The organism is Nostoc sp. FACHB-133, from assembly GCF_014698055.1.
In the GTDB taxonomy this organism is placed as follows: Bacteria; Cyanobacteriota; Cyanobacteriia; order Cyanobacteriales; family Nostocaceae; genus Nostoc.
In genome coordinates, this window is sequence record NZ_JACJSH010000003.1 from 226,753 (window position 1) to 244,583 (window position 17,831).

14 protein-coding genes are annotated in these 17,831 nt (G+C 41.2%); 11 read left to right on the plus strand and 3 right to left on the minus strand.

The window, feature by feature from the left end:
- Positions 1–435 precede the first annotated feature (435 nt).
- The 4 genes from H6G86_RS04320 to H6G86_RS04335 all read left to right on the plus strand — a co-directional run bounded on the left by H6G86_RS04320 (position 436) and on the right by H6G86_RS04335 (position 5,847).
- A complete protein-coding gene (locus tag H6G86_RS04320) occupies positions 436–1,416 on the plus strand; it encodes a magnesium transporter CorA family protein (protein ID WP_190933277.1) in 981 nt (326 codons plus the stop codon).
- Positions 1,417–1,537: 121 nt separating this feature from the next.
- Complete coding sequence (locus H6G86_RS04325) at positions 1,538–3,043, plus strand: acyl-CoA synthetase (RefSeq protein WP_190933278.1); 1,506 nt, start codon at positions 1,538–1,540, stop codon at positions 3,041–3,043.
- A gap of 208 nt (positions 3,044–3,251) precedes the next feature.
- A complete protein-coding gene (locus tag H6G86_RS04330; RefSeq protein ID WP_190933279.1) occupies positions 3,252–4,730 on the plus strand; it encodes an amidase in 1,479 nt (492 codons plus the stop codon).
- Positions 4,731–5,106: 376 nt separating this feature from the next.
- The gene (locus tag H6G86_RS04335; protein ID WP_190933280.1) at positions 5,107–5,847 is read left to right on the plus strand and encodes an alpha/beta fold hydrolase; all 741 of its coding nucleotides are present in this window, start codon (positions 5,107–5,109) and stop codon (positions 5,845–5,847) included.
- A gap of 33 nt (positions 5,848–5,880) precedes the next feature.
- Here the strand turns inward: H6G86_RS04335 and H6G86_RS04340 are convergent, their stop codons facing one another.
- From H6G86_RS04340 to H6G86_RS04350, 3 genes are all read right to left on the minus strand, one after another.
- Positions 5,881–6,165: a hypothetical protein gene (locus tag H6G86_RS04340; RefSeq protein WP_190933348.1), complete on the minus strand. Its 285-nt coding sequence runs from the start codon at positions 6,163–6,165 to the stop codon at positions 5,881–5,883.
- A 17-nt stretch (positions 6,166–6,182) separates the two neighbouring features.
- Positions 6,183–8,426 carry a DUF1796 family putative cysteine peptidase gene (locus tag H6G86_RS04345; protein WP_190933281.1) on the minus strand — a complete coding sequence of 748 codons (2,244 nt, stop codon included), beginning with the start codon at positions 8,424–8,426 and terminating at the stop codon, positions 6,183–6,185.
- Positions 8,427–8,755: 329 nt separating this feature from the next.
- On the minus strand, positions 8,756–10,231 hold the full coding sequence (locus tag H6G86_RS04350; RefSeq protein WP_190933282.1) for an AAA-like domain-containing protein: 1,476 nt from the start codon (positions 10,229–10,231) through the stop codon (positions 8,756–8,758).
- 469 nt (positions 10,232–10,700) lie between these two features.
- Between H6G86_RS04350 and H6G86_RS04355 the strand changes: the two genes are divergently transcribed.
- The 7 genes from H6G86_RS04355 (at position 10,701) to hemN (ending at position 17,501) form a co-directional block, all read left to right on the plus strand.
- On the plus strand, positions 10,701–11,471 hold the full coding sequence (locus tag H6G86_RS04355) for a peptidoglycan-binding domain-containing protein (protein WP_313930472.1): 771 nt from the start codon (positions 10,701–10,703) through the stop codon (positions 11,469–11,471).
- A 51-nt stretch (positions 11,472–11,522) separates the two neighbouring features.
- On the plus strand, positions 11,523–12,314 hold the full coding sequence (locus H6G86_RS38525) for a peptidoglycan recognition protein family protein (RefSeq protein ID WP_190933284.1): 792 nt from the start codon (positions 11,523–11,525) through the stop codon (positions 12,312–12,314).
- A 132-nt stretch (positions 12,315–12,446) separates the two neighbouring features.
- A complete protein-coding gene (locus H6G86_RS04365; protein ID WP_190933285.1) occupies positions 12,447–13,007 on the plus strand; it encodes a hypothetical protein in 561 nt (186 codons plus the stop codon).
- Between the two features lie 175 nt (positions 13,008–13,182).
- Entirely contained in the window at positions 13,183–14,082 is a 900-nt protein-coding gene (locus tag H6G86_RS04370) for a hypothetical protein (protein WP_242064685.1), read from the plus strand.
- 14 nt (positions 14,083–14,096) lie between these two features.
- Positions 14,097–14,519, plus strand: a complete 423-nt coding sequence (locus tag H6G86_RS04375) for a hypothetical protein (protein WP_190933287.1) — start codon at positions 14,097–14,099, stop codon at positions 14,517–14,519.
- A 727-nt stretch (positions 14,520–15,246) separates the two neighbouring features.
- Complete coding sequence (locus H6G86_RS04380; protein ID WP_190933288.1) at positions 15,247–15,963, plus strand: biliverdin-producing heme oxygenase; 717 nt, start codon at positions 15,247–15,249, stop codon at positions 15,961–15,963.
- Between the two features lie 155 nt (positions 15,964–16,118).
- Positions 16,119–17,501, plus strand: a complete 1,383-nt coding sequence (gene hemN / locus H6G86_RS04385; RefSeq protein WP_190933289.1) for an oxygen-independent coproporphyrinogen III oxidase — start codon at positions 16,119–16,121, stop codon at positions 17,499–17,501.
- The last annotated feature ends 330 nt before the right edge of the window (positions 17,502–17,831 follow it).

Here is a 17,831-nt window from a genome sequence, read left to right on the forward strand (position 1 = left end):
CCGTCATCCCATATTATGACGATCCATCTTATACTATTAGCCCATATGTCCCAATTCGCTTGAGTTTACTTTACTCTCTGTAAAAAGGCTACGGTGTACGCACAAGTTTGAAATAGTTGATTAAATAAGGTTTTACCCCACCCTAACCCTCCCCTTATAAAGGGGAGGGAACTAGATTTCTTGTTTCCCCCCAAAACATCGGGGGGATTAAGGGGAGTAATTAGACTTGTGTGTACACGGTAGGTAAAAAGGAGGGAATTAGAGCAAGGCTTTTAAGGTGAGTTGGGGGGAGCTTCCGAGGTAAAATATCACTGTAATATGTCTATTTAACATCAGAAATCGCAGACTTTGACCTTTTATCTGTCGTTGTAGTTAAATCAATTATCGTTCAAGATGAGTCACCGTATTTTCTCACGGCTCAATTAGGATGGCTATATGCTAATTCTCCTCACTTTTTATCCAGATAACCTGGAAATATTCACTCATAGGGATGTCGATACGGTACTGAAAAGAATTGATGCTTCTCAGAATATTTGGTTGCGCTGTGTTCAGTTCCGCGATCGCACTGGGACGGCTAAAATTATCAAACATTTTGAACTCAATCCATCTCGTGTTAACATGATTTTCAACCATTCCCCTTTAGGAATTGATGAAGACGTAGAAGATTGTTTATTTGACAGCTATGAAATTCTAACTGCTCAAATAAAAAATCATGAATTTGAGGTTGCACGTGGCAATATTGTAGTTGGAAATAATTTTATAATTACGTTTGAAATCACTGAATTAAAAGTTTTAAGTATCTTAGCTAATAATTTACAAAAGCGCCCTCTAGATATTAAAAAATGGGGAATAGACTATCTTTTTTATCTGATTTTTAAAGAGATTCTGAATAATTATCATATTGTCTTTGACTATATTTCTAGAAAGCTTGATGATTTGGAAGATGAAGTTTTAGATGATTCTGGTGATGAATCAACGTACCAAAGAATTGCTACTATGAGGCAATCTACTCGTTCAGGAAGACGTAATTTTCAAAGTATTAAGTCACTTATGGCTATTATGGATTACGATGATTTTCAATGGATCACCCAGCCAGTAAAAGAGCTATTCAAAGAAGAGTTGGTTCATCAAGTTGATAAATTATGGCAAGAATATCAAGCTTTGAGAGCTTGGATGTCAGAATTAATGGAAATCCAACGTGATAATATTGCTAGCAAAACCGGTGAACGAATTAATCGCCTGACTATCCTCTCGACCGTATTCTTACCAATTACGTTCATGTCTGGTTTCTATGGTATGAACTTCAAATATATGCCTGAATTAGAGCAGCCTTGGGCTTATCCTGCTGTAATTGGCGTAATGATCTTAATTGTGATTTGTAGTATTGCTTATGCTAAAAAACAACGTTGGTTGTAGCATCAAGTTACCAATAAAAAGATCCCCGACTTCTTCAAGAAGTCGGGGATCTAAAGCAAATAGGATTAGTATATATATTTTCAGTAAGTAGACTGCATTAACCCTAAATCGGTAAATAAACGTGAATCTCCCATTGATTATTCGTGCTGAAGAACACAGCGAGAAAATAGCTATCACTACAACGGATGGATCATTTACCTATCGGGATTTGCTTCACACTTCCAGTCAAATAGCAACAAGTCTTCTTCAGAATGCAAAAGATTTACAAGAGGAGCGAGTTGCCTTCCTCATCCCACCTGGATTTGAGTATGTAGCTACTCAATGGGGGATTTGGCGTGCTGGTGGCATAGCTGTACCTCTGTGTGTTTCTCATCCGCGCCCAGAATTGGAGTATGTAATTACCAATTCTGGAGCATCGATTATTGTTGCTCATCCTAATTTTGAAAGTATACTGCGTAGTTTACCGCCGCAGGCATCGCTCGCCGAAGAACACAATTTGCGATTCATCCTCACCTCAGAAACACTTCCATCTAATATTGCTTGTCTCCCAGAGGTAGATATCACTAGACGCGCCTTAATTCTCTACACTAGCGGTACAACAGGTAAACCGAAGGGTGTGGTTACAACTCATCAAAATATTCAAGCGCAAGTAACTAGCTTAATCACCGCTTGGGAATGGACATCTAGCGATCGCATTTTACATATACTGCCACTACATCATATTCATGGAATTATTAACGTCCTGACTTGTGCTTTATGGGCAGGTGCGGAGTGTCATCTGTTGAGCAAGTTTGATACCGAAACCGTTTGGAGACGAATTTGTGACGGTAACTTAACCCTATTTATGGCAGTACCAACAATTTATGTAAAGCTCATTACCGCTTGGGAAAATGCCTCAAAGGAACGTCAAAAAAGTATGTCAGAAGGCTGTGCTAAGATGCGCCTGATGGTTTCTGGCTCGGCAGCATTACCAGTTCAAGTTTTAGAAAAGTGGCAGACTATCAGCGGCCATTTTCTACTTGAGCGATATGGGATGACGGAAATCGGTATGGCGCTATCCAACCCTTTATACGGTGAACGTTTGGCTGGATATGTAGGAAAGCCTTTGCCTGAAGTTGAAGTGAGATTAGTAGATGAGAACGGAGAGTTAGTCCCAGTAGGAACACCAGGAGAGATCCAAGTTAAAGGCCCCGGAGTGTTTCTCGAATATTGGCAAAACCCCCAAGCAACCGCCAAAGCCTTCCAAGATGGCTGGTTCTGTACTGGAGATACCGCCGTCATTGAGAACGGTAGCTACCGCATTCTGGGACGGATGAGTGTGGATATCATCAAAACCGGAGGCTATAAAGTTTCAGCTTTAGAAATTGAAGAAGTATTGCGATCGCATCCAGATATTCAAGAATGTGCAGTGGTTGGGGTTGCAGATATAGAGTGGGGTGAACGGGTTTGTGCTGCATTAGTATTGCAAGGGTTACAACCTTTGACATTAGAATCTTTTAGGAGTTGGGCAAAAGAGCGATTGGCTGTTTATAAAGTGCCAACCCAAATTTTGATAGTCGAAGAATTACCGCGCAATGCAATGGGGAAAGTGACTAAGCCAACAGTGGTTGAGCTATTTCGAGCATAGCGATCGTCAAGGCGCAATTAGACCTGGAGTTTTAAACCTTAGACATCTCCGAAAAAGAATGTAGAGACGTAGCAGTGCTACGTCTCTACAAGGTTTCTGGGTAAAGTATATTTCATTTCTGGAGATGTCTCTTGTAACCTCTTCAACTTAAGTAAATATAATTAACTTGATCAAGCCTTAAAATCTGACAAATGAGTGAAATAGACCTATGAGTGACTTAGTTTTTCTACCCGCTCATCAACTTGCTCAGATGATTCGCGATCGCCAAGTCTCTGCTGTCGAAGTGTTTGATGCTTACCTGGCGCAGATTTCTAAACACAACTCAAAGCTGAATGCAATTTGCACCTTAGATGAAGACAATGCTCGTACCAAAGCAAAGCAAGCGGATGAAGCCCTAGCTAAAGGAGAACACTGGGGCGCTCTGCACGGTGTCCCTGTGACGATCAAAGACATTTTTGAAACAGTAGGACTCCGTACCACAGCAGGTTACATTCCTCTCAAAGACTACATTCCTCAACAGGATGCCACCGTTGTCGCCAGGCTGCGGGCAGCAGGAGCCGTTATCCTAGGAAAAACGAACATGGCAGAACTGGCTGGTGATTTTCAAAGTACAAATTCTCTGTTTCCACGAGTAAATAATCCCTGGAATCTTGACTACACACCAGGGGGCAGTTCTGGAGGCAGTGCTGCTGCTGTTGCAGCCGGACTTTCATCATTAGATGTAGGCAACGATCTTGCGGGTTCCGTGCGCCAGCCTGCAACTTTCTGCGGCGTGTATGGTTTAAAGCCAACAGATCGCCGTATTTCTACCGCCGGAAGTATCCCTGAAGTACCGGGAATGCCGCTATGCTTGCGGCAAATGTTGACTATTGGTTGTTTTGCGCGATCGCTCGAAGATATTCGCCTTTGCTTCTCGCTCATCGCTGGTGCGGATCTACGTCGCCCAGATGTGCCACCGATTCCCCTTGATACTCCATCAGGCAAGTCTTTGCAGGATCTTAAAATTGCTTGGATTGATGAATGGGTGGAAGTTCCGGTTGCTGCGGAAATTCGAGGCGCAGTACAGACAGTCGTGCAAAAACTCGCTCAAGCAGGTAGTTATGTTGAACGCTGGCTTCCCAAAGACTTTGATTTATCGACAGTGTGGAACCTCTGCGGGCGGATGGAAGCATACATCAACAACTACGCCCAACCCAAGGATCGCTATAATGTGCTACGCAGCTTAGAGTTACTCTTTCGCACGGCAACTCAAGGCGACAAAAAACTCCGAAAGTTGGGAAATTTCAGCAGCTTTCTGCCAGAAATTTTGAATCCCAGCCTCAGAGGATATTTTGAGACACTCACCGAACGCGATCGCTTAATTGCCCAAATGGATGAAGCTTTAGAAGCGTGGGATGTATGGCTCACTCCTGTGACAGCAACTCCTGCATTTACCCATTGTCCGGCTTGGAGCGCCATTGATATTGAGGGTAAATCCTATCCTCATGCGGTGGCAAACGGTGCTTACACCATGCCATTTAATCTCAGTGGTCATCCTGCGGTGGTGATTCCCATCGGGCAAACCCACAATGGCTTACCGATTGGAATGCAGATTGTGGGAAAGCGATGGCGCGAGATGGAGTTATTGGCGATCGCTCAAGAACTTGACAAAGTGGTTGGTGATTTCCGCCATCCATTGGGATATTGAGAAATAGTACTAATTAAACTTCACCGTTTTTACGCAAAGCAGCTTATTGACAATACTGCAATAGGTAAGGTACAAGATAAGCAAGTTGGCGCGAAAAACCCCAAGTATGTTACGAAACACAAATAGACTTTAAGCCCTTACTAATGCAATACGGTTCAGTTAGTGCCAAAAACCTTTCAGCACTTACGCAAAAACTCTCTGAAAATCTTATTCCTTTGTGTCCTTTGCGGTCTTTGCGGTTCGTTTTTTCTTAATTTTCGCTAAGTCTTGTCCTTAACTGAACGGTATTGCTTACTAATGACAAATGACAGCATTTGCTAGTTAGCTTTAATTGCGCCGACCTACTTAAGCACAATTCAAAAAACTTAAAATCGCTATGAGTCTTTTTTGTCTAGTTCATGGCGCTTTCCAAGGCGCTTGGTGTTGGGATTTGTTAATTCCTTATTTAGAAGCGCAAGGTCACAAAACAATAGCAATGGATTTGCCAATTGAAGATGCGTCTGCAAGTTTATCGCAATTTGCAGATGTAGTATTGCAAGCGCTTCCAAAAACTGATAATGATATTGTGCTGGTTGGTCACTCAATGGCTGGTACTGTTATTCCCCTTGTTGCAGAAGTGCGTCAAGTACGTCAACTGGTATTCCTTACCGCGCTTATTCCATACCCAGGAACTAGTACACTTGAGCAATTTTCTCATCATCTCGATTCTGATAGCCTCAAATCATTAAATTACGAACCAAAAGAGTCACATCAACTCGAACAATTTGATGATGAACCTTATATGTTTAATCCTGTTTCTGCTGGGAAAAACTTTTCAGATGAAGCAGTATTGATGGAATTTTTTTATCAAGATTGTCAGCCGGATGTAATGCACTGGGCACTCTCAAAAGGACGTTCGCAGCAATCAATGGCATATATTTTTGAGGTTAATCCCTTGAATGCTCTACCAAATGTAGAGTATAAATATATTTTTTGTACTGATGACCTGATAATCTCTCCTGCATGGTCACACTACGCTGCACGTAAGCGCTTGGGAGTTGAAGCTATAGAAATGCCTGGAGGACATTGCCCACACTTATCTCGTCCTGCTCATCTTGCCTCAGTATTAACTAAATGATCGCAAACTGAACTGTATTGCGTTCTAACCAACTCACGGTAAGTTGAAAAACTCAAACAACCCAGTCGCCGAAGTAGCAAATGCGAACCCCGAAATAGCAAATGTGATCGCCAAATCAACAAATGCGATCGCCGAAGTAACAAATGCGAACGCCGAAGTAACAAATGCGAACGCCAAAATAACAAATACGAACGCCAAAATAACAAATGCGAACGCCGAATCAACAAATGCGATCGCCAAATCAACAAATGCGAACGCCAAATCAACAAATGCGAACTCCGAATCAACAAATGCGTAGGCGTAGCCAACCGTAGGCATCGCCTCTACCCAGTTTCTCACCCCTTCGGTATTTTAGGCGGACACCAAAAGAGGTTTTTACTAGACACATCAAGGGATTCCAGAATTTCTCGCATCACATCTGTGCAATACATCCAATGCCCCAAATCGTCATACATCCGATCGGGATTAAACTCGACATTGTAGTGCAGCACATTGGGAAGGTCTAAAAACTCATCATCGCTTTGAGGAGAAAGAAGCAAGAGATGAAATGGCTTTCCCTGGCATTGTTTTTCTAGCTTATTGACTAAATCTATTACACCACCGCGATCGCTAATTCCTGTGCGGACAAAAAGCACTTTATCGCAGTGCCGCAGTGCGTACCAAAACCTTTCAGAACGTGCTGTGTATCGAACCCGCATCCGTTCATGGATGGGAGACATATCGCTCGTTGGGTCATCTGTCTCCTCGACTTCATGGGCAAAGGATAAACCCGACCACTTACTATGGTAAATTCTGCCTGCATCGGGGCTGTAGTGCAGCAAGGCAGGGTTCCACATATCATAAAAACCGTTTTCGATCGCATCTGCAACATCTGCAATATTAGTCGCGCGCGTTAGATCAAAGGGAAAGGCGGGGCCATCATATTCCATCTTATATAGCATCATGCGGACAGCACAGCGATCGCCAAGGGGAAGAATGGCCACACGGCTGATATCCGATAACTGACATTTGTATTGGAAAAACACCGCAGATTTAGGTGGTGCTTTCACCCGGCTTTCAAGCCCATCTTTGCCAATCATCATGGTACGAAAGGGAATGTCGGGATGAAGCGGATCTTCATAAACACCCGATGGCATGGCTTTAAGGGCGTTGCAAACCTCCGTCCACATCGGTTGGATATTGTATTCGCTATCTGATTCGTTGATTATCCAGAGGTGGCGTTCGTCCGCTTGCAAAATCCCCAGATGCCCGTCATAGAACAAAACCTGTGAGTTGTTTGGCGAAAAAAGATTGAAGGCAGCGCTATATTCTAAGTCTGCGCCAGAGGGGATATTTACTGTGGTGGCGATCGCACCATCTTCTTGCACAGCAAAGAAGGGGAGCGTCCCTGGCTTGACAGACTTTGCAATGTAAATACCTGGTATCAATCCTGCCCTACTTTGTAATGCAGTTTGCAATTCTTGCCAATAGGGAGCGATCGTGTAACTGTATTGTGATGGATTAACGATTCGTAAACGCTTCTCTTCGATACAGACAGAGACATGAAAGCCAGCATTGTCAAAGTAGATGGCAAATTCATTCGGTTGCTGGAAGCGTTGTTTTTCTTTTGCCAATTCGTCTTTGTCGATGTTGAATAAGTGCTGGTCGATCTGCTCATACATAAGGCTATGACCAACTGTGTTCGGGTGAGCCGGATCGAAGGATGTCCCCGCTTTCCATCGTCCTTGTCCATCATCCACGGCTGCTAACCAATCTAGTACAGCTACATCCCAACTTAGCATTCGGTTGTGTGTGTCTCGGAGCAGCCAGTAATGATCCTGAGAATAGTCGCCATTAGGATAGACTCCTCCAAGAATCGGAATTGCTCCGATGTCCCGCGTCATTTTCACCAACTGCTGCAAGCCACTTTCAAACCGTCGCTGTACTGCTCGCCGTTCATGAGGGGGGCAGTAAGCTAACCCTTCGTTACCGAGAGAGAGGGCAATAATCACAATATCTGGTTTTTCTGGGGTGACAAACCAGGGGAATCGAGCGATCGTTCTGCTGACATTCGCCCCTACCTCCGATACATTTACCAGTTGATGCCCATATTTTTGCTCTAAAGCCTGTGCTAACAACCAGACCCAACCTTTCAAAAACCAGGCTTTATGACCTAATGCGACGGAACTGCCAATGACCACAATTTTGAGTCTTTCAGCCCTTTCTTCCACGGGCATCTTGACAGTTGATTTCTCAATGTATCCAAAGGGGTAAGGCTGTAAATAACCGAATGCACCATCATCCACAATAATTGTGCTGGAATGATCTTTAGAATCAATCGGTATCCATCGGTTTGTATCTAGTAAGCTCTCCCATCGAACATTGCCGTTGGCATCAAGCCGCACATACTTGTATTCAACTCTCTGTTGACCGCCTGACTCTTGAATTTCAATATCTGTCCACCATAGAGGATAGCGATCGCCACTTGTACGCAGGTAGATACATTTTTTAATCTCCCACAGTCCCAACTCTGGAGTAGAACCGACCAGACCGATGGATTCACCTGTTTGCGTGTATGCACTGATCTGGAATCGATACATAGAATTTATCCTGTTTTCGTGAGTACGATACCAAACAGTCAGGCTGAAATATTTAAATCTACTTTGACAATATCACATAGAATTCTTAAGAATCTGGTATGGATATTGTCAAGTATACTGAAACCTAATTAAAATTACCAAAGTTATCAGCAGCAAGGCTTTTAAACGATTAAATAGAATTTTTATAGAAAATTTTATATTTAGTCAAATAGACTATATTGTATTAAAAGTATTTGTACAACTAAGAACAAATCAACAAAAGGATAAGATTAAGTTAAATTTTCCCTTCAACGTCACACTTAAAATTTGTGTGCTTGTTCTTAGCATCTCTAACTGTTAATTTGTAGCAGGCGATCGCAGAAAAACGGACGAAATAACTCGCAGGCGAGACTTGCCTTCAGATCATGCAGATGCACTAACCCCATTTTGTGCAACTGGGAGCCTTGCACAGCCTCACAATCTACAGGACTTGACTGTCTGACGATTTCTATAAACGATGGCAATAAATCGGGATAGCGTTGCAGGTTCCACCATTGTTGTTCTAGGTGGTCTGCATAGATAGCGGCAGCGATCGCAGAATTTTCTAAGAGTTCTTCTAGGGTTATTATCTGCTGCTGTAGGCAATAAAATGCTAACTGCAACCGATAGGGATGTCCCCCCAACAGAGCGATCAGGCGCTGGGTTTGTGGCGAGGTTATATCCTGTTCGCACCTATATGCTAGATCCTGCACCTGAGCAGCGGTAAACTCAAGTAACTCAATAACTAGCCCAGTATTCAAGAGAGAGGGATTGATGGAGGGAGGCATCAGAATTTCAGTAGAATGAACCGTCACCAATCGCAGCTTGTGCCAAGGATTAATGTCTGCATCGGCTTCTTTGCCTTGCTCAGACCATGTTCGTAAAAGTAGAAGAAATTCACGAGCAACGTCGGGGTAGGCAAAAAGCTGATTGAGTTCATTGATCGCAATGACTAGGGGGCGATTCTCCCTTGAAGAGACTCTGCGATCGAGGTTGGGTAAGATTACATCCTGGAAATAATCAGTGGTATTTGATTTACTGCCCAAGGAGTTATGCCAAAAACTAGCAATTTCATTTGGCAAGTCTAACTGCTTACTGACTCTGGCACAGAACCATTTTAAGAAGCATTCTAGGTTCTGTAAAATCTCGTCGTTAGCAAGTTGCAAGTTCACAGAAACGGCGCGATGACCCTGGGAGTTAGCGTAAGCCAGGATGCGAGTCATTAGGGAGGTTTTGCCCATTTGCTTGGGGGCGCGGATGTTGATCAACGCACCAGTTTGCTGGATGGCTTCGTAACAGAGGGATTCGAGAATAGGACGGTCAATGTAGAAGACTGAATCCAGGGGCATCTGCCCTCCTGGTGTAGTTAAGAGACGAGGGTAGAGATTGTCTGGCGTTCGTTCCATTTTGTGAGTTTGCCCTACATTGCTGCGAGAATCGCATACTGGTTCGATGCGATCGCAGGCTTCAGCCGACGACATTAAGCCAATCTCGGCAAGATGGTCTTGATGAGGCTCCAGATAAAAATAATCGTCCTTTAACAAGGTCATATTAAAGGCATTAAAGCAGCACTCCAAGGTTCGCTTATCGACTCCTACTGAGCCATTAAAGACTTTACTAAGGGTATTGGGGGTTAAACCTGTCTTTTCACTGAGGTCTTCGAGAGTGTATCGCTTAAAGTTTTGCTCAATTTCTAACTGAGCTTTTGCCTGATTGAGTTTCCTTGAGCCTTGAGCCGTCAGAGTCGCACCCCGCCTTCGTAGATGATTTTTCGATTGTAATTGCATTTTTAATCAAAAAAAATATAAAAATTTACTAAAAATTTACCTATTAGGGTAGGTGAATACTGTTATTACTTATGCCATTTCCAAATTTATGCAGTATAGTTACAAATCTTAAGGATGTAATTTCAAAAAGTTTATTCTGAATACGCTTCGGAGTTGGAGTTTGCTCAAGAAAAGGTAAACAGAAGCATAGTTCTTAACTTGGGGTTTTTTCCAAAGTTAAGAACGACGTTAATCAATGGTTGTAAAGCACTTAAATTTTCGGTAACTGAAACCGAGATGGGGAAATGGTTTGGGGATTTGCTAGTGCTAAATCCTTAACTTTTTTCTTAAAATTGCAAACTTTGCTGGTATTGGCGGTAGAAATTTTGCAAGCTCAAATAATCATCTTACTTAACTAGCCTGTCCCTAACCTACCTAGCTAAATTTTAGTGCGATCGCTACGCCCGCCGCAGGCATCGCCTATCTTGTCGTGACTGTCTTGATTTTCAAGCGATCGCTGATAAAAACAATATTTAATTATCGGGAGAATGTTCTTATGGCAACTGAACTCAAAACTTTTATCGGTTCTCAATTTATCGGTAAGCTTGTCTTGGCAGATATCGAATTTATTCCTCATCTCGAAAAAATTAATGACTTTGCAGCTATCAACGGACTAAAGATTTTTGTTACTAGTTCAGCTCGTCCCTGGGGTGTTCCTGTTGGGGGAGCAATCGTTCCTTCTGGGAAGATGTCTAATCACTTAATTGGTCATGCTATTGACATGAATATCCAAATAGGAGGGACACTATATACTAGTCATCAGCTTGGAAATTTTAACTCACTACCTTCCTCAATTCAAGCGTTTTTTACTGCTATTCGTAATCATCCTGTTTTGCATTGGGGAGCAGATTTTAACGATCCAGTGCATATTGATGACCGCTTAAATATTAGCGACCCTAATATTTGGAAAGACAAATTTCCCATTATCCAATCAGAACTAACCGGATTAACTCAGCCTGGAATCAGAGCAGCGAATAGTCCTAGATTGCTTTTTTTAACTACTCCCTTGATGAAGGGAGATGATGTCAAGGTAGTTCAGGAAAAATTAATTGCCCGGGGTTTTGATTTGGGTACAAGTCGTGCAGATGGATTTTTTGGACAGGCAACAGCTAATGCTGTTATTAAATTTCAAGATCAAGAAGATTTAGACCCCGTTGATGGCATTGTTGGTGATAAAACTAGAAAAGCACTTGGACTTTAGAATCTCTAATTTATTTTAGTTTCAACTTATTCTAACAAGGAGAAAAAATAAATGCCTTTTACTGCCAAAGTTATTACAACTGATGAATGGGGTGCGAAATCTGCTGGCTCCTTTGATAAAACAGTTCCTAAATTTATCGTGATTCACAATACCGATAATCAGAATCCTCCCAATGATGTTTCACAAGGAACAGTAGACGGAGGTAAAAAATTAGCCCGTCAGATTCAAGAAGATCACATGAAGAGAAACGGCTGGAGTGATTCTGGACATAATTTTCTGAATACGACTGGAGGAATTATTTTAGAAGGAAGACATGGAACACTTGATGCAGTGAGAAAAGGAATGTGCATTAGATCTGCCCATGCCGCACAACAGGGAAACCGACTTGCTGGTGGTAATCAATCCCCTGGAATTGAGAATGAAGGCAACTTCATGACTTTTAAAATGGGACAAAAACAGTGGGATAGTTTAGTCGAATTATGCGTTTCTTTGTGTAACTCCTGCAATATTAATCCTAAAAATATTCGAGGGCATCGAGAGTTTAGTAATACTGACTGTCCAGGTGAGTGGTTATTTAGTCAATTACCTCGTTTGCGACAGGAAGTTGCTGAAAAGTTAGGTACTAGTCTTGAACAAGACGAAGAATTACTTAAACTAGATTCAATTGGTCAAGATGTTATTGAACTTCAACAAAAACTAACAGATAAAGGCTTTTCTCCTGGGGCAATAGATGGTGATTTTGGCGAAAATACAAAACAAGCTGTGATCGCTTTTCAGCGTTCTTTTGGACTAGCCGCAGATGGGATTGTTGGAACTGATACTCGCAAAGCTTTAGGCTTATAGGCTTAACTTAAATGGCTTTCTCTGGTTTTGTGGCAAAGTGCAATCGCTAATCTTACTTATAACCTAAAGATATTGAGAGAGCCATTTAACAACGCCAAAAATATATGTAATTAATTCTATTTAAGTAGTTTAATGACTAGAAAATTTACCGCGTGTAAAGCAACAATCTCCAATCGTGGTGTTCCCCCAGATTCGTTTCTGAATGAATTGATTGACTGGGCCAGGAAAGCTCCAGATGAGATATTTAAGGAGAATAACAATAACGACATTTACTCCAGTGTTGCCCCAGAACTCGGATCTTGGAATAGTCTTCTCCACCGCAAGGCAATCATGCTAGAGGTACTGAGGGTACTCGGTGGCTTTGAAAGTTCATGGAACTGGAAAGAAGGAAGAGACATGACGAATCCTAACTCCAACATCCTTTGCTCAGAAGAAGCTGGAATTTTTCAATGCTCAGGCGATTCTATAGGTTTTGACTCTAGTTTGAAAAAGTTGCTTGAAGATGTTTCGGGTAAGACAGATTGCGATACATTTATCAAAGTCTCGAAAAGCAACAAAAAATTTGCTATCGAGTATTGCGCCAGACTTCTTAGGTTTACCCTCAACCATCATGGGCCTGTGAAAAGAAAGGAAATCAATTATTGGTTAAACCCCGATGCTGTGAAGGAGTTTCATGGTTTTCTATCCGATTGAATTTTTGTAAGGGGGTACTAACGCCCCCAATTTCAAACTGACGACAAACTTTTTTTCTAAGAATGAAATCAGCCTGGCTTTGTAAATGTGACTTCTGGTTCACTTTTCTAACACTCTCTGAGGCTACTTGATGACAAATCCAGTTCAATTAAAAAGTTTCCTGCTTTTTTTGATAATGAGTATCGCTCTAAGCGGTTGTAGTCCAGAGAGGAGGGCGGTACTGCGACTGACGGCACTAAACTTTAAGATTCAGGCAAATGATGCGATTGAATCTGTCAAAACTATCTATCAACTCAATCCTCTACCGCGCTCAACTGTTGAACTGCGGCGAAGACTGCTAAAAAGACTCTTAAGCGATCGCAATATAGACTTTGCAGATATAGACCAAATATCGAATATAATTGAAAATCAACTTCAGACAAATACCCAATCAAATCCTGTTAATAACGTTCTCAACGATCTCAAGCAAGAATATATCGTAGCAGGCGAGACTTTTAACAACATTGAACAAGCAGGATTATTAGGCACTGAAGCGGGTGCGGTTGCTAGAGCAGCTGAACCTTCTAGGCGATTAACTGTCAAAATGCTACTTCTAGCTGAACTGATTGCTCAAGATCCACCCTCACCGAAAAACCCAGACCGAGTTGTGATTCTTTTTCAGTTTAGCAAGCTCAGAACGCAATTTCAGAATGCGACTTCTGAGGCAGATAAAACACAAATCTTCAATCAGGGTGAGCAACTTCTAGATGAGCTACTCAGCATAAATACAGAAGATAAAACAATGATTTGCCAAGCTACAGCTAAACTTTTGCTGACAGCTGATACAGGAGCAAAGCTTTCCCAACTCATCGAAAAATACAACGATGTCAGCTTTGATGAAGTTGTTGCAAAAATTACCACAATTTTCGGAATTGCCTCTAGTTTTGGTTCGGATATTACTGCTGTAAATGTAAGAGTTAAAGAGATTCAAGCAGCAATTCAGGAAGATCCCATCCTGAACGATATGTTAAACAAACAAAGACAGAATCTCCTTCCTGCAACTTCTGATTCTCAACCTCTCGAATGTTCATCGTAAGGAGATAATTTACAATGATTACACCAACTAGCCTCAACACAATTAAAGAACAGATCAAAAAGATTATTGATAGCATTGAGTCGATAGCAAATCTGTCTCCAGGGAAACCTGTCAAACCGCAAGTTTTTCAACAATCGGAAAAAAGTTTAAGGAACATCCTTTTCCGATTACAATTTTCACTTTTAGAAGCAGAAGAAGAAGAAGAGAATTGGGAACTTATAGATATCCTCTCTAAAGCTATCGAACAATGTCAGGATGCACTCAGAACAGTGACAGCAGCTCTGTTCACACAAGTTTTGATCCGTCCAGACCACGACATAATTATTGCCGATTTGCAAAACATCAAACGAGATATTGATGCTGCAATTAAAGCAGAGAAAGTGTTGAATTTTTTGATTAGCCTTGCCCGTGTGATGATTAGATTTGCAGGAGTATGAGATTGCTTGGATTATTGAGATGAGAAAATATCAATATTGATCGGTGCGATCGCTCATGTATGAAGGTATACCTAGCACTCACTAATAACCTACCCTTAACACAAGAAGGTGGAGGGTCAATACTTTTCGGGTTTTGGGGGAAAGGGGAAAGGGAAAAGGTTTGAATTTCCCTTTCCCCATTACCCTTTAACCTTTCCCCAGACCAAAAGAGAGATTATTGGGTTTAACCGAAAAGTATTGGGTGGAGGGTTGAATTGAGCGATCGCTCTTATTAATCTCTGCTATTCTCAAATTAAGATCACAACATTGCTCTAAATAGTCGCAAAAACTCTGGATGATTTGTATCCAAAATCAGGGAAAATGCTCGTGCGGCTGTGTTATTCATCTCTTCAATGACTCTAGTATTAAAGAATCCAATCGTTTCAGCAGAGTTAAAATGCCTATTGCAAAATCAGTTTTGTTACTACTCAACTGAAATGTGCCTGAACATGAGTATCAGAAAAACATAAATAAATACTAATATCTTTCATAGTTATATATGAATTAATAGTTAAATAATCTTAGGAGAAATAAAAATACCTGGATTTACATCGGCAGTGGTACTTGCTGGATAGACTGATGCAGATCCTCTCTAAACCTAGAATAACAATCTTGTAGCTGGAATTGGCAGGCATCCTAAGTCGGTGGCTGTCTAGAAACCTTGTGCTTGAAAATGAAGGAAGCAACAATGAGTAGCAATCTCGCCATCAAACTGCGTTCTGGAACTCAACAAGCCCACACATCAGCAGAAAATGTGGGATTCATGAAATGTTTTCTACAAGGAGTGGTGGATAGAGACTGCTTTGCCAAGTTCTTAAGTAACTTGTATTACGTCTACAGCGAATTAGAAGCGGCGTTAGATAGCCATGTAAAGCATCCTGTAATTAGTGCGGTTTACTTTCCTGAACTTAATCGTCAATCCTCGCTCGAAAAAGACATGGTGTTCTATTATGGGGATAATTGGCGAGAGCAAATTACACCCTCACCTGCTGCTCAAAAGTATATTGACCGCATTCGGGAAATTTCTGCTAGTGAACCGACTTTATTGCTAGGTCATGCCTACACTCGCTACATGGGCGATCTTTCTGGGGGTCAAATGCTACAAAAAGTTGCTCAGTCAGCCCTGAAGCTTTCTGGCTATGAAGGCACGTCCTTTTACAATTTTGAGCAAATTCCTGATAAAAAGGCATTTAAGGATAAGTATCGTCGGGTATTAAACGCGCTACCTATTGATGATGCAACAGTAGAACGGATTGTTGCAGAAGCCAATAATGCCTTTGGATTCAATTTGCAGATGGCTCAAGAGTTAGAGGGAAATCTAATTAAAGCACTTGGCCAAGTCCTGTTTAATAGTTTAACTCGTTCCCAGAATTCAGGTAGCACTGAAATAGGTGCGGCTAATTAAGTTTGTCATTTGTCATTGGTCATTTGTCATTTGTCATTGGTCATTTGTCATTTGTCATTTGTCATTTGTCATTTGTCATTTGTCAATAGTTCTTGCTCCCCTACTCCCCACTCCCTATTCCCCTTCGCTTCACACATTCATTGGAAAGCAACTCAATGGTTTTTTTATTACCTGGTGTCAAGTTCGATCTGGATCTGATTCAAAAGTACGACACTCGCGCACCTAGATATACCAGTTACCCGCCCGCTACAGAGTTAAGCGAAACATTCACCGAAACTGATTTTAAGGCCGCGATCGCAGCATCAAATCAACGCCAAACTCCTATGAGTTTATATTTCCACATCCCCTTTTGCCAAAGCGCTTGCTACTTCTGCGGCTGCAACACAGTAATTTCCAACAACAAGAATATTGCTAAACCTTATGTGGAGTCTTTGGTTCAAGACATTAAAAACACCGCAGCTTTAATCGATCCAGACAGAAAAGTGCTGCAAATCCATTGGGGAGGCGGTACTCCTAATTACTTGGATCATCACCAAGTAGAATTTTTATGGAAAAACATCAATCGCTATTTCAACATCGATCCACAAGCAGAAATCTCAATTGAGATTAATCCCCGCTATATCGATAAAAACTACATTTTCTTTCTGAGAGAGATTGGGTTTAACCGCATTAGTTTCGGCATTCAGGATTTTAATACCCAAGTTCAAGTAGCTGTAAATCGTGTTCAGCCAGAAGAAATGCTCTTTGATGTCATGAGTTGGGTTAAAGAAGCTAAGTTTGAGAGTGTGAATGTAGACCTAATTTATGGTTTACCCTATCAAACCCGCGAGACATTTCAAGAAACGCTGAAAAAGACAATTGAATTAGATCCTGACCGAATAGTTGTCTTTAACTTTGCCTATGTTCCCTGGCTCAAACCGACGCAAAAAAATATTCCTCAAGAAGCTTTACCACCAGCCGAAGAAAAGTTAGATATTCTGAAAATGACTATTGAAGAATTGACGAGTAACCAATATTTATTTATTGGGATGGATCATTTTGCGAAAACTAATGACGAACTAGCGATCGCTCAACGCAATGGCACTCTCAAGCGCAATTTTCAGGGCTACACTACCCACGCAGAGACAGAATTGTTTGGCTTTGGTTCTACATCCATCAGTATGCTAGAAGATGCTTATGCTCAAAATCACAAGGAATTAAAAGATTATTATCAGACAATTGCATCGGGTAGTTTACCTGTTAGCAAAGGTGTCAAACTTAGTCAAAATGATATTATCAGAAGGGATGTAATTATGGGTATTATGTCTCACTTTCAGTTACATAAGGAAGATATTGAAAACAAATATCAAATCAACTTTGATGAATATTTCTCTGAGGAGCTAGAGGCATTAAAACCACTAGAAGCTGATGGTATGGTCAGTTTATCAAAAAATCAGATCCAAATTACAGACATCGGTCGATTACTAGTCAGAAATATTGCTGTTATATTTGATACCCACACAAAAATGCAAGAGACAAAATTCTCTCGTGCTATTTAAAACACAATACAGTTCAGATAAGACCAAAAGACTTGTAGAGACGGCGATTTATCGCGTCTCAAAAACCTAAAATTTTTACCAGTAGCCCTTAACTGAACCGTATTGATTTAAAACAGCCGCAAATCATTGGTGAAATTTTGCAGCCTTTAGATCCCCGATTTATTAAAGAAATTGGGGATCTAATGTTTCACCACCACATTTAATTTTTAAATAAAAATGTACAAAATCAAATTTATTAAATATTAGTTTTCCAACTTGATAGACAAAAGCTTTTCATACATCTCTAAAAAGTTAGATTATGTAATTATATCTTCAGATAGATATATCAAA